At 69.4% G+C, this 12,855-nt stretch carries 9 protein-coding genes and 1 pseudogene; 6 read left to right on the top strand and 4 right to left on the bottom strand.

Annotated features, from left to right (window positions below):
- The first annotated feature begins 102 nt into the window (after nucleotides 1–102).
- From ACM14_RS26020 to ACM14_RS26005, 4 genes are all read left to right on the top strand, one after another.
- A complete protein-coding gene (locus tag ACM14_RS26020; RefSeq protein WP_065347775.1) occupies nucleotides 103–1,866 on the top strand; it encodes a methyl-accepting chemotaxis protein in 1,764 nt (587 codons plus the stop codon).
- An 18-nt stretch (nucleotides 1,867–1,884) separates the two neighbouring features.
- The gene (locus tag ACM14_RS26015) at nucleotides 1,885–3,024 is read left to right on the top strand and encodes a FecR family protein (protein WP_065347774.1); all 1,140 of its coding nucleotides are present in this window, start codon (nucleotides 1,885–1,887) and stop codon (nucleotides 3,022–3,024) included.
- A gap of 367 nt (nucleotides 3,025–3,391) precedes the next feature.
- Nucleotides 3,392–3,994 carry a thiol:disulfide interchange protein DsbG gene (gene dsbG / locus ACM14_RS26010; RefSeq protein WP_065347773.1) on the top strand — a complete coding sequence of 201 codons (603 nt, stop codon included), beginning with the start codon at nucleotides 3,392–3,394 and terminating at the stop codon, nucleotides 3,992–3,994.
- Nucleotides 3,995–4,052: 58 nt separating this feature from the next.
- Nucleotides 4,053–4,730 (top strand): glutathione S-transferase family protein, encoded by a 678-nt coding sequence (locus tag ACM14_RS26005; RefSeq protein WP_254662142.1) that lies wholly within the window; start codon nucleotides 4,053–4,055, stop codon nucleotides 4,728–4,730.
- Between the two features lie 24 nt (nucleotides 4,731–4,754).
- On the opposite strand, the gene ACM14_RS26000 is transcribed toward ACM14_RS26005, so the two are convergent.
- Genes ACM14_RS26000 through ACM14_RS25990 form a run of 3 tightly spaced genes read right to left on the bottom strand, consistent with a single transcriptional unit; the run spans nucleotide 4,755 to nucleotide 10,671 of the window.
- Nucleotides 4,755–6,248 (bottom strand): efflux transporter outer membrane subunit, encoded by a 1,494-nt coding sequence (locus ACM14_RS26000; protein ID WP_065347772.1) that lies wholly within the window; start codon nucleotides 6,246–6,248, stop codon nucleotides 4,755–4,757.
- A 5-nt stretch (nucleotides 6,249–6,253) separates the two neighbouring features.
- Nucleotides 6,254–9,415, bottom strand: coding sequence for a multidrug efflux RND transporter permease subunit (locus ACM14_RS25995; RefSeq protein WP_065347771.1), 3,162 nt, complete (start codon nucleotides 9,413–9,415; stop codon nucleotides 6,254–6,256).
- Nucleotides 9,416–9,441: 26 nt separating this feature from the next.
- The gene (locus ACM14_RS25990) at nucleotides 9,442–10,671 is read right to left on the bottom strand and encodes an efflux RND transporter periplasmic adaptor subunit (RefSeq protein ID WP_065347770.1); all 1,230 of its coding nucleotides are present in this window, start codon (nucleotides 10,669–10,671) and stop codon (nucleotides 9,442–9,444) included.
- Between the two features lie 137 nt (nucleotides 10,672–10,808).
- On the opposite strand from ACM14_RS25990, the gene ACM14_RS25985 reads away from it, so the two are divergent.
- On the top strand, nucleotides 10,809–11,375 hold the full coding sequence (locus tag ACM14_RS25985; RefSeq protein WP_013800498.1) for a TetR/AcrR family transcriptional regulator: 567 nt from the start codon (nucleotides 10,809–10,811) through the stop codon (nucleotides 11,373–11,375).
- 143 nt (nucleotides 11,376–11,518) lie between these two features.
- On the top strand, nucleotides 11,519–12,433 hold the full coding sequence (locus ACM14_RS25980) for a LysR family transcriptional regulator (protein WP_065347769.1): 915 nt from the start codon (nucleotides 11,519–11,521) through the stop codon (nucleotides 12,431–12,433).
- Here the strand turns inward: ACM14_RS25980 and ACM14_RS25975 are convergent.
- A pseudogene (locus ACM14_RS25975) lies at nucleotides 12,421–12,855 on the bottom strand (Fe/S-dependent 2-methylisocitrate dehydratase AcnD); the annotation flags it as partial. The gene ACM14_RS25980 and the pseudogene ACM14_RS25975 overlap by 13 nt on opposite strands.

Below are 12,855 nucleotides of genomic sequence, written 5' to 3'. Positions count from 1 at the left end.
CAATTCAAGTTGAAATTTAACAATTCACCCTTAGGGTTTTATCAAATTGATCATTTATTTTTGATAGAAACTGATACTTGCACCACCTACCTGGAAAGCGCCATGAATCTCCGCACCTGGACCGTCAAGACCAAGCTCTACGCCGCCTTTACCGCCCTGGCTTTACTGGTCGCACTGGTTTCCGTATCTGCCCTTCATGCGCTGGACGGTTCCGACCGCAACCTGACGCAGTTCGTCGACGGCGTGAACGCCCGCGCCCATCTGGCCGAACAGGTGCTCGCGGCCGTGGACAGCCGCGCCATCGCGGCGCGCAACCTGGTGCTGGTGAACACGCCAGCCGATCTGGACATGGAAAAAACGGCCGTGTACGCCGCCCATGCCGCGGTCAAGTCCCACCTGGACCAGCTCAAGGCCCTGGTGGCCTCGCCCGGGGTGGGCGAAGAGGCTCGCGCCCTGGTCGCCCGCATCGACCAGATAGAGCAGCGATATGGCCCGGTGGCGCTGGACATCGTTTCGCTGGCGCTGCGCCAGCAAAGGGACGAGGCCATTGCCAAGATGAACAGCGAGTGCCGGCCGCTGCTGGCCCAGCTGATCGCGGCCACCGACGAGTACAGCCAGCTCACGCGCCAGCACGCCCAGGTCATGGTGGAGCAGGCCACGCAGTCCTATGTGCAGCAACGTAACATGCAGATCGGCGTGAGCGCGGTCGCCTTCGTGCTGGCCCTGCTCATGGGCCGGCTGATCGCGCGCGGCCTGACACGCGCGCTGGGGGCCGAGCCTGCCCAGCTCGGTGAAGTCGCCCGCCAGATCGCCGACGGCAACCTCGACCCCGGACTGGTGCGCAGCGAAGCGCCCGCCGGCAGCGTGCAGGCCTCGCTCAACGCCATGCACCAGAGCCTGGCCAGCGTGGTCAGCGATGTGCGCAACAACGCCGACAGCGTGGCCGTGGCCAGCGAGCAGATCGCCAAGGGCAATGCCGACCTGAGCCGCCGCACCGAGCAGCAGGCCAGCGCGCTGCAGGAAACCGCAGCCTCCATGGACGAGCTGTCTTCCACCGTGCAGCAGAACGCGGACAACGCGCGCCAGGTCAACCAGCTCGCGCGCGGCGCCAGCCAGATCGCGGCCAAGGGCGGCACCGTGGTGCAGGAAGTAGTGGGCGCCATGCAGGACATCCATGCCAGCTCGCGCCAGATCGGCGACATCGTGGGCGTGATCGACTCCATCGCCTTCCAGACCAACATCCTTGCCCTCAATGCCGCCGTCGAAGCCGCGCGTGCCGGCGAGCAGGGCAAGGGCTTCGCCGTGGTGGCCGCCGAGGTACGCACCCTGGCCCAGCGCAGCGCGCAGGCCGCCCGCGAGATCAAGCAGCTCATCACTGACAGCGCCACGCGCGTCAGCCAGGGCGCGGAGCTGGCCGACCAGGCCGGCGCCACCATGGCCGAGGTGCTGCAATCCATACAGCGCGTGACCGACCTCATGGGCGAGATCAGCAATGCCAGCGACGAGCAAAGCGCCGGTGTGGCCCAGGTCGGGCAGGCCATGAGCCAGATGGACCAGGTCACGCAGCAAAACGCCGCCCTGGTGGAGGAAAGCGCGGCGGCAGCCTCCAGCCTCAAGTCCCAGGCCCAGCGCCTGGTGCAGGCCGTGGCCATCTTCCGCCTGGGCGACCAGGACGGCGCGGCACAGCAGCCGCGTTTGCAGGCGCCGCTGCCGGCGTCCGTGCCCACCCGCGCGGCCACGGCATCTGCGCTGGCACCGGCCAGGCCTGCGCCGGCACAGCCCTCAGCCGGTGCGCGCCCTGCACGACCTGTACGCCTCGCTGCGGCCAAACCGTCTGCCGAATCGCAGGACTGGACCAGCTTCTGAGGCCGGGAATCCGCACGCATGCGCCGCTACCGCTCCTGCACCGCGCCCCTGGACAAGGCTGCGCAGGTGCGCGAACTGGAAGAGTTCTTCCGCGGGCAAAACCCCATCGACCTCGCTGCGGCCGACTGGCACACGCGCATGGAGCAAGGCCTGACCGCCGAAGAAGAAGCCGAATTCACTGAATGGCTGTCAGCAAGCACGGCGCACGAGGCCGCCTTGCGCCACCTGGGCCAGAGCCTGGCGGCCGCGCGGGCCATTCCCCCCGAACAGGTGGCGCGCCTGCGCGCGGAGCAGGCACGCCGGCGCTCGCAGTCGGCGCCTCACGCACACCCGGAACCGGCCCCGCAGCGCCCGTCCTCCGAAGAGCGCCAAGGCTGGAGCTGGTCCCGCCTGCTGCCGCGCCCTGCCCTGGCGGCCCTGTGCTGCACGGTGGCCCTGGTCCTGGCCGTGGGCGTGGGCTGGCACCAGTGGCAGCAGCAGCCCACCTTCACCAGCAGCCACCTGACCCCACGCGGCCAGGCCAGGACCATCACCTTGCCCGACGGCACCGCACTGTCCCTGGATGCCGATACCCAGGCGCAGGTGGCCCTGTACCGCGACCGGCGCGAGGTGCGCATCACGCAAGGGCAGATCCTGTTCGCCGTGGCGCCCGACAGCGACAGGCCCTTTCATGTACTGGCCGGCCCGGCGCGCGTCACCGTGGGCAGCACGCGGTTTTCCGTGCGCTATCGCGCCACGGGCATGGAGGCGGGCAGCGTGCAGGTAGCCGTGCAGGAAGGCCATGTGCGCGTGGCCGGTGCGCAAGGCGCTGCAGCCGCTGACGCCGCGCCCGCCTCCCTGGTCGCAGGCCAGGCCCTGAGCGTGTCGCCTGCAGGCGTGCTCGGTCCGGTGTCGGCTGTGGCGCCCGGCAGCATTGCTCTGTGGCGCAAGGGACTGATCCGCTTCGAGAACACGCCCCTGGCCGACGCCCTGGCCGAGCTGGAGCGCTACGGGCCGACCGGCCTGGTGGTGCACGACCCGGCCGTGGCGGCCCTGCGCATTGGCGGCACCTACCAGGCCAGCCGCCCCGCCGAGTTCGCACGCATGCTGGCCCAGATCCTGCCCGTCACTCTGGTGGCCGGGCCCAATGGCCAGACCGAGATTGCCGCTGCGCCCTGAGCACGGAGGCGGGACCGGCCCCCGCTTTCAAGACTGCCTGCCGCGCCGGGCGCAAGCCCTCCTCCCCCCTGCCCCACTCGCCCTGGCTGTCTGCAATGACGACTGCCCAGCGCCGATGCGCAGCATCTGCAAGGGTGTCAATGACAATCAGCGGCGTGCGAAGCCCATGGGCTGCAACGCAGCGACAGCGGCGCGTGGTCGGTCGGCCGTCGTGTGCGAGATTGCCGCAAGCGATTTCCTGGACCGATGGAACGCGGCGGATGCACTCCGACTCACACCGTCCGCCGCTGTTGCCACAGCACCAGGCGTTGCACGCTTGTCGCGCAGCGCCGCACCCTCATTCATTCAACCGTTTCAAGGAGTTCCCATGCATCTTCAACGCACCGTCCTTTTTGCAGGCATGGCTGCCAGCCTCTTTCTGGCGGCGGGATGGGCCACGGCCGCAGAAGGCCCTGCCACGGCCCAGGCCTCCCAGGCCAAGGCCCAGGCCGCCAAGCCGGCGGGCGACACCGTGCAGGCGCAGCTGGAGGCCTCCAACTGGGTGCCCGACGGCAAGGCCGATGCGCCGCGCGTGATCTATACCTTCACCGACCCCAACTGCAAGTACTGCCACAAGTTCTGGGAGGCCGCGCGTCCCTGGGTGGACGCAGGCAAGGTGCAGCTGCGCCACATCCTGGTGGGCGTGATCCGGGACGACAGCCCCGCCAAGGCCGCCGCCATCCTGCAGGCCCCGGACCGCGCGTCCGCACTGATGGAGCACGAGAAGAAGTCCGCCCAGGGCGGCATAGCCCCCGCCTTCAGCGTCAGCCCCGACGTGCGCAAGACGCTGGAGGCCCACCGCAAGCTGATGATGTCCCTGGGCTTCCGTGGCACGCCGGGCATCGTGGTGATCGACAGCCAGGGCGGCACCAAGAGCTATGGCGGCATGCCGCGCGATGCCGCCCTGCCCGAGGTGTTCGGGGCGCTGTGAACGCGCTGCCGTGAACGGGACGCCAGGTGATGCCCACACCTCGGCAGCCACGAGTAGCATGGCCGGCAGGATCACCACTGCGGAGAACGCCACCATGCTCAAGCTCTATGGTTTTTCCAGGGTCAATGCCGGCGCGCGCGGCCGCACGCGCGATCTGCGCGTACTGTGGGCACTCGAAGAGATGCAGCTGCCCTTCGAGATCGCGGGCATGGACCATCCCGCGCACGACCTGAACACCGAGGCCTACCGCCGGCTCAGCCCCTTCGAGCAGATTCCTGCGCTGGACGATGACGGGCAGGTGATTTCGGAGTCGGCCGCCATCGTGCTGCATCTGGCCAGGAAGTGCGACCGGCTGATGCCCTCCGATGCAACCGGCGAGGCCCAGGTGCTGCGCTGGTGCTTTGCAGCCATGAACACGGTGGAGCCGCCGCTGCTCAGCCTGATGGTGCTGGACTGGACGGCCGATGGCAGCTGCGGCAAGCACCGCGAATTCCTGGTGGGCTGGGCGCATCGCATGCTGGGCAACCTGGAGCGCTGGCTGGACGGGCGCCGCTTCATTGCCACCGACGAATTCACGGTGGCCGACATCCTGATGGCGCATGTGCTCGCCTGCATCCCGGACAGCACGCTGACCGCGCCCTGCCCCGCCGTGGTCGCCTACCGCGACAGATGCCTGGCCCGGCCCGCCTGGCAGCGGACCCTGGCGGCCTACAACGCGCGGGTAGAGGCGGCGTAGCCGGGGCTCAGGGCTGCTCGGTGCTCAGGGCTGCTGGAAGGCCGCCACAGGCTGGGACTGCGGTGGTGATGGCGGCGGCGGCGCAGTCCAGCTGCCGCCGAGCACGCGGAACAGCTGGGCCAGCGCCAACTGCCGCTGGGTCACGGTATCGATGTAGGCGCTTTCATTGGCGAAGGCGCTGCGCTGTGCGTCCAGGTAGCGCAGATGGTCGTCCACCCCCGCCTGGTAACGGGCCTGCGCCAGCCGCAGGCTTTCGCGGCTGCTGTCGCGCAGCGCCAGGCGCGCGGCTTCCTCGCGGCGCAGCGTGTCGGTGGCGGCCAGGGCGTCGGCCACTTCGCGGAAGGCGGTCTGGATGGCCTGCTCGTAGGCTGCCACGGCCATGTCCTTGCGCAGCACGGCCAGGTCGAGGTTGGCGCGGTTGCGCCCCCCGTCGAAGAGGGGCAGCGTGACCTGGGGAGTGAACGACCAGGCGCGCTGGCCCGAGCGGAACAGGTCGGACAGATCGGCGCTGGACGATCCCAGGAAGCCGGTGAGCGAGATGCGCGGGAAGAAGGCCGCGCGCGCCGCACCAATGTCCGCGCTGCGCGCGCGCAGCCGGTGCTCGGCCGCCTGGATGTCCGGGCGGTGGATGAGCAGTTCGGAAGGCGTGCCGGCCGACAGGTCCTGCAGCAGCATGGGCACGTCGGACGACTTTGCCGACTGTGCAGACCCTGCGGACTGTGCGGACAGGTACGGCCCCAGATCCTCCACGCCCGTCAGCAGCAGCAGGGCGTTGCCGGCCTGGCGCAGCTCGCGTTCGCTGCGCTCCACGTCGGCGCGGGCCTGGGCGGCCAGGCCCAGGGCGTCCTGGTGGTCCAGGGCCGTGGCCGTGCCCGCCTGGCGCCGCTGCGCGGTCAGGCGCAGCGAGGATTCACGGCTTTGCAGCGTGCTCTGCGCCAGTTGCAGCCGGCGCAGGGCCCCGTCGCGGGACAGGTAGGCCTGCACCACTTCGGCACCCAGGCTGATGCGGGCCGCGCGCGCGGCCTCTTCGGTGGCCAGGTACTCGCCCAGGGAGGCTTCGGACAGGTTGCGCACGCGGCCGAACAGGTCCAGCTCGAAGGCGGCCAGCCCCAGGCCGGCCTGCCAGTTGGACTGCACCTGCGGCTGGCCCGTGGCATTCATGTCGCCCGGCAGGCGCTGGCGCGTGCCGCCGCCCTGCAGGCCCACGCCCGGCAGGCGGTCGGCGCGCTGCACCTGGTACAGGGCGCGTGCCGCCTCCACGTTGAGCAGGGTCTGGCGCAGGTCGCGGTTGTGGGCCTGGGCCAGGTCCACCAGTTGGCGCAGCTGGCGGTCGGCGATGAAGCTGTTCCAGTCCAGCGTGGCCGCCGACGAGGACAGCACGGGCGCGGCATCCTGCTGCGGCCAGTGCGTGGGAATGGGCGCCTGCGGACGCTGGTGGACCGGGGCGAGGGAGCAGCCTGCCAGCACCAGGCTGGCGGCCAGCGCACACAGGGCGCGTGGGAAGAAGTGCATGGACATGGCGCTTACTCGATGGGGGTTGCCGGGGCCTGCAGGGCAGGCGGGGTGCCGGCCGGCGCCTTGCGCCGGAACAGGGACAGCACCCAGACGAAGAAGACGGGAACGAAGACCACCCCCAGCAGCGTGGCCGACAGCATGCCGCCGATCACGCCGAAGCCGATGGCGGCCTGGCTGGAGGCGCCCGCGCCCGAGGCCAGCGCCAGCGGCACCACGCCCAGGATGAAGGCCAGCGAGGTCATGACGATGGGCCGAAAGCGCAGCCGCGCCGCCTGCAGCGCGGCCTGCGCCAGGCTGTGCCCCTGCGCATGCAGGTCCCTGGCGAACTCCACGATCAGGATGGCGTTCTTGGCCGCCAGGCCGATGATGGTGATCAGGCCCACCTTGAAGTACACGTCGTTGGACAGGCCCACGGCCGAGGTGGCCAGCACCGATCCCAGCGCGCCGATGGGCACGATCAGCATCACGGCGGCGGGAATGCTCCAGCTCTCGTACAAGGCCACCAGCAGCAGGAACACCACCACGATGGCCAGCGCGAACAGCTTGGGCGCCTGGGCACCGGCAGCTTTCTCCTGGAAGGACAGGGCCGTCCACTCATAGCCGATGCCGCGCGGCATCTCGGCCATGATGCGTTCCAGCTCGGCCATGGCCTCGCCCGTGGTGTGGCCGGGCCTGGCATCGCCCGAGATCCGGAAGGCCGGATAGCCGTTGTAGCGCGAGATCTGCACCGGCCCGCTTTCCCAGCGCACCGTGGCAAAGGCCGACAGCGGCACCTGCTGGCCGGCGGCGTTGGGCACGTGCAGGCGCAGGATGTCCTCGGGCCGCGCGCGGGCCTGCGCATCGGCCTGCACCACCACGCGCTGCAGGCGGCCGGCGTTGGGGAACTCGTTGATCACGGCCGAGCCGTAGGCGGTGGACAGGGCCGTGTTGATGGCGCTGAAATCCACGCCCTGGGCCTGCGCCTTGCGCCGGTCGATGTCCAGCCGCAGCTGGGGCGCATCCTCCAGGTTTTCCATCATGGCGTAGGCAATGATGGGCGAGGCATTGGCCTTGGCCAGCAGCTGGTCGCGCGCGGCGATCAGCGCCTCGCGGCCCAGGTTGGCGCGGTCCTGCAGGCGCAGCGCAAAGCCGCCGGAGTTGCCCAGGCCGTCGATGGGCGGCGGGTCCACGGCCATGACAGTGCCGTCGGACAGGCGGGCAAAGCGCTGGTTGAAGGCCTGCACCTCGTCCCACGACGCCTGCCCGGCGCCGCGCACCGACCAGTCCTTGAGCGTGACGAAGGCCAGGGCCGCGTTCTGCCCCATGCCCGAGAAGCTGTAGCCCATCAGGAACTCGGCCTGGGCCGTGGCGGGGCGGCCCTGGATGTAGTCCTCCATGTCCTTGACCATGGCCTTGGTGCGCTCCGTGGTGGCGCCCGGCGGCAGCTGCACGCCGACGATGTAGTAGCCCATGTCCTCGTAGGGCACGAAGGATTCGGGCATGCGCGTGTACGCCACGCCCAGCCCGGCCACGATGGCGGCATACACCAGCATGCAGCGCCCGGCGCGGCGCACCAGCCGCTGGTTGAGCAGGTCGAAGCGCTCGGTCAGCGCCGCGAAGCGGCGGTTGAACCAGCCGAAGAAGCCCTTGCGCTCGGCGTGGTGGCCCTTGGCAATGGGCTTGAGCAGCGTGGCGCACAGCGCCGGCGTGAAGGTCAGAGCCAGCAGGCCCGAGAACAGGATGGACACGGCCAGCGACAGCGAGAACTGCCGGTAGATCACGCCCACCGAGCCGCTCATGAAGGCCAGCGGCAGGAACACCGCCACCAGCACCAGGGTGATGCCGACGATGGCGCCCGAGACCTGCTGCATGGCCTTGACCGTGGCGGCCAGCGGCGACAGCCCCTCCTCGGCCATGAGGCGCTCCACGTTCTCCACCACCACGATGGCGTCGTCCACCAGGATGCCGATGGCAAGCACCATGCCGAACATGGTCATCATGTTCACCGAAAAACCCAGCGCATACATCACGCCCAGGGTGCCGGCCAGGCACACGGGCACGACGATGGTGGGAATCAGCGTGTAGCGCAGGTTCTGCAGGAACAGCCACATCACCAGGAACACCAGCGCCACGGCCTCCACCAGGGTCTGGATGACCTTGCCGATGGCCACTTCCACGAAGCGCGAGGTGTCATAGGGCACGGCGTACTGGATGCCGGCGGGGAAGTTCTGCGACAGCTCGGCCAGGCGCGCCTTGACGGCCTTGGCCGTCTGCATGGCGTTGGCGCCGGGCGCCAGCTGCACGGCGGCGGCCACGCCCTGGCGGCCGTCCTCGCGCGAGGAAAAGCTGTAGTCCAGCTGGCCGACCTCCAGCCGCGCCACATCGGCCAGGCGCACGGCCGAGCCATCGGCCCTGGCACGCAGCACGATCTGGCCGAACTCCTCGGGCGAGGCCAGCGTGCCCTTGACGGCAATGGTGGCGCTCAGCTCCTGGCCGGGCCCTGCGGGCGAGGCGCCAAAGCTGCCGGCCGGCACCTGCGCGTTCTGGGCGGCGATGGCCGCGTTCACGTCCGCCACCGACAGGCCGTAGCCCAGCAGCTTGTTCGGATCGACCCAGACGCGCATGGCCACATCGGCTGCGAAGAACTGCACCTTGCCCACGCCGGGCACGCGACGGATCTCGTTGTTGATGTTGCGCACGGCGTAGTCGGACAGGGCCACCTCGCTGTTGCCGCTGTTGCCGCTGCCGCTGCCGTCCTTGTAGGTCAGCGAGTAGATCATCAGGAAGTTGGCGCTGGCCTGCTCGACCTGCAGGCCCATCTGCATCACGGACGCGGGCAGGCGCGCCTCGGCCTTCTTGATGCGGTTTTGCACCTCCACCTGGGCCAGCGCGGGCTCGGTGCCCGGGGCGAAGGTGGCCGTGATCTCGGCCAGGCCCGTGGAGCCGCTGGAGGAGTCGAAGTACAGCAGCCCCTTGGTGCCGTTGAGCTCCTCCTCGATGACGCTGGTCACCGACTCCATCACCGTGGTGGCGGAGGCGCCCGGATAGTTGGCGGTGATCGAGATCTGCGGCGGCGCCACGTTGGGAAACTGGGAGACGGGCAGCGCCGGTATGGCCAGCAGCCCGGCGAGCATGATGAAGATGGCCACCACCCAGGCGAAGTTGGGGCGGTTGATGAAGAACTTGGACATGGTCTATTCCTTGGGCAGGCGCCGGCTCAGTCGCTGGACGTGGCGGAGCTGCCGGAGGCGCTGAAGGTGCCGGACAGCCCCGCCGTAGGGGAGGCCGCGGCATCGGAAAGGGCCGTGACCTGAACCCGCGCCCCGGGCTGCAGGCCCGCCATGCGGCCCACCACCACGCGCTCGCCGCCCTTGAGGCCTGCGCTGATCTGCCACTGCGCGCCATGCATGGCCGCGGTCTGCACGGGGCGCATCTGCAGCGTGTCCTGGCCATCCACCACCAGCACGTGGGCCTGCCCGTCGGTGCTGCGCTGCACGGCCCGCTGCGGCACCAGGATGGCGGCAGGGTCCACGCCCTGGCCCACGGTCACGCGCACATACATGCCGGGCAGCAGCATGCCGTCGCGGTTGTCGAAGCGCCCGCGCAGCGCCATCTGGCCTGTGCCGCGGTCCACCGTCACATCCGAGAACAGCAGCCGCCCCGTGCGCTGCAGGCCCGTGCCGTCCACCTTCAGGGAGACCGGCGTGCCGTCCTTGCCCGCCGTCTGTGCCAGGCGGCCCTCGGCCAGGGCCGCGCGCAGGCGCTGGGCTTCGGCCACGGGCTGCTGGAAGTCGGCATAGACCGGGTCGAGCTGCTGGACCAGCGCCATGGGCGTGGCCTCGCCCTGGCCCACCAGGGCGCCCTCGGTGACCAGCGCACGGCCGATGCGACCCGCGATCGGCGCCCTGACCGTGGCGTATTCCAGGTTCAGGGCGGCCGCCTGCACCTCGGCCTGGGCGGACTGCCGCGCGGCCTGGGCCGCCTGCAGGCGGGCCTGCATGGCCTCGAAGTCCTGGCGGCTGACCGCCTCCTGCGCCACCAGCGGCGCGTTGCGGCCGACCACGGCACGCGCTTCGAGCAGGGCCGCCTCGGCGCTGGCCAGCTGGCCCTGGGCGCGGGACAGGGCGGCGCGCAGGGGCGCCGGGTCGATCTGGAACAGCACCTGGCCGGCCCGGACGTCGGCGCCTTCCTCGAAATGGCGGCGCAGCACGATGCCGGCCACCCGCGCACGCACCTCGGCCACGCGCACGGGCTCGATACGGCCCGGCAGCTCGCTGGACAGGGCCAGCGGCGCGGGCTGCACGGTGACGGCCTGCACCACCGGCAGCGCGTCACCCGCTGCGGCCGGAGCCTCGTTGCGGCCGCAGCCCGTTGCAAGGGTGGCCAGGGCGGCCAGCACCAGGGCCGCCAGCGGCAGGCCACGTCGCTTGTTCAGACGCATGCTCATGTTCACAACCTGATTGAGTTCGATACGAAGGCCGCGATGGTACATATCAGAATCAAATGAGTCAACATCGATTCATTTGATGCTTTGAAAAATCAACAGATAAAATCCATGCACTTTCCAAGGAGGCATGACAAGCGATGACGAGCACCAAGCAAGAGGACGAAGGCAAGCTGCTGGGCGCACTGGCACTGGCGCTGCTGGACGATCCCAAGGCCAATCTGCAGGAGCTGGCACGCGCCATCGGCATCAGCAAGGCCACGCTCTACCGCTTCTGCCCCACGCGCGACCAGCTCATCGACCGGCTCATAGGGCATGCGGCCGACACCCTGTCGCGCGCCATGCACGCGGCCGAGCTGGAGCGCCACGCGCCGCTGGAGGCGCTGCGCCGCCTCACCGCCCACTGCCAGGACCACCAGACGCTGCTGCTGTTCCTGATGTATTTCTGGCGCTCCGACATCTCGGTGGTCGGCCAGATAGAGAGCGAATGGGTGGCGGCCATGGATGCCTTTTTCCTGCGCGGCCAGCAGGCCGGCGTGTTCCGCATCGACATCACGGCAGCGGCGATGACCGAGCTGTGGCTTTCCATGGCCGTGGGCCTGCTGGATGCGGAGCGGCGCGGCCGTGTTGCGCGGGCCAGCGTGGCGGCCGTGATGGAGCAGGCCTTCCTGCACGGCGCCCTGCAGCCCGGCGCACCAGCCGCGTAGCACGCCGGGCGCCGATGGGGAAACCGAGGTGATGAATGATGGTCATGCACTGCTTTCAATCGATGAAGGCAGTCATGGAATGGATTCACATCAATGAACTAAAATTTTTCTAGTTCAAAAATCCATGAATTTTTCTCACCAACATGCTCGAACGCACCCACCTCGCCATCGTCCGTGAAGTCGAAAAACAGGGCTCGCTGACGGCAGCAGCCGGTGTGCTGTGCGTGACGCAGTCGGCGCTGAGCCACAGCATGAAGAAGCTGGAGCAGCAGCTGGGCACAGACATCTGGCTGCGCGAAGGCCGCAGCCTGCGCCTGACGCAGGCCGGCCAGTACCTGCTGGCCGTGGCCCAGCGCATGCTGCCCCAGCTGGACCTGGCCGAGGAGCGGCTGCGCCAGTTCGCCCAGGGCGAGCGCGGCGCGCTGCGCATCGGCATGGAGTGCCATCCCTGCTACCAGTGGCTGCTCAAGATCGTCGCGCCCTATCTGGCGAGCTGGCCCGATGTGGATGTGGATGTGAAGCAGAAATTCCAGTTCGGCGGCATCGGCGCGCTGTTCGGCTACGAGATCGACCTGCTGGTCACGCCCGATCCGCTGTTCAAGACGGGCCTGGAGTTCGTGCCCGTGTTCGACTACGAGCAGGTGCTGGTGGTCTCCAGCGCGCATGCGCTGGCAGGGGCCGATTTCGCGGAAGCCGCCCAGCTCGCGCCCGAGGTGCTGATCACCTATCCCGTTCCCATGGACCGGCTGGACATCTACAACCAGTTCCTCATGCCGGCCGGCATCACGCCACGCCGCCAGAAGGCCATAGAGACCACGGACATCATGATGCAGATGGTGGCCAGCGGCCGGGGCGTGGCGGCCCTGCCGCGCTGGCTGGTGCAGGAGTACGCGGGCAAGCTGGACGTGGTGCCCGTGCGCCTGGGCGCCAAGGGCATTGCCAAGCAGATCTTCCTGGGCGCGCGGGTGGCGGACCTGCAGACCGACTATCTGCAGGCCTTCATCGAGCTGGCGCGCCAGCCGCTGGCCGCTGGCACGCTCCCTGCTCAGGCTGCCTGAGCCTGCGCCAGGAAGTCCTGCGCAAACCGCTGCAGCACGCCGCCCGCCTCGTAGACCGATACCTCCTCGGCCGTGTCCAGCCGGCAGGTCACCGGCACGCGCAGCGTCTGGCCGTCTCTGCGCTCGACCACCAGCGTGAGTTGGGTGCCCGGCGTGCGCTCGCCTTCCACGCCATAGATCTCCGTGCCGTCCAGGGCCAGGGTCTTGCGGTCGGTGCCCGGCACGAACTGCAGCGGCAGCACGCCCATGCCGATGAGGTTGGTACGGTGGATGCGCTCGAAGCCTTCGGCCACCACCGCCTCGACTCCGGCCAGGCGCACGCCCTTGGCGGCCCAGTCGCGGCTGGAGCCCTGGCCGTAGTCGGCGCCCGCGATGATGATCAGCGGCTGGCGGCGGTTCAGGTAGGTTTCCATGGCCTCCCA

Source organism: Delftia sp. JD2, from assembly GCF_001682645.1.
Classification (GTDB): domain Bacteria; phylum Pseudomonadota; class Gammaproteobacteria; order Burkholderiales; family Burkholderiaceae_C; genus Comamonas; species Comamonas acidovorans.
This window is presented reverse-complemented; position numbering and strand designations above follow the sequence as displayed.

Coding starts and splice junctions, on each gene's coding strand:
- ACM14_RS26020 (WP_065347775.1), top strand. CDS start 103: ATGAATCTCCGCACCTGGACCGTCAAGACCAAGCTCTACGCCGCCTTT.
- ACM14_RS26015 (WP_065347774.1), top strand. CDS start 1,885: ATGCGCCGCTACCGCTCCTGCACCGCGCCCCTGGACAAGGCTGCGCAG.
- dsbG (WP_065347773.1), top strand. CDS start 3,392: ATGCATCTTCAACGCACCGTCCTTTTTGCAGGCATGGCTGCCAGCCTC.
- ACM14_RS26005 (WP_254662142.1), top strand. CDS start 4,053: ATGGCCGGCAGGATCACCACTGCGGAGAACGCCACCATGCTCAAGCTC.
- ACM14_RS26000 (WP_065347772.1), bottom strand. CDS start 6,248: ATGTCCATGCACTTCTTCCCACGCGCCCTGTGTGCGCTGGCCGCCAGC.
- ACM14_RS25995 (WP_065347771.1), bottom strand. CDS start 9,415: ATGTCCAAGTTCTTCATCAACCGCCCCAACTTCGCCTGGGTGGTGGCC.
- ACM14_RS25990 (WP_065347770.1), bottom strand. CDS start 10,671: ATGAGCATGCGTCTGAACAAGCGACGTGGCCTGCCGCTGGCGGCCCTG.
- ACM14_RS25985 (WP_013800498.1), top strand. CDS start 10,809: ATGACGAGCACCAAGCAAGAGGACGAAGGCAAGCTGCTGGGCGCACTG.
- ACM14_RS25980 (WP_065347769.1), top strand. CDS start 11,519: ATGCTCGAACGCACCCACCTCGCCATCGTCCGTGAAGTCGAAAAACAG.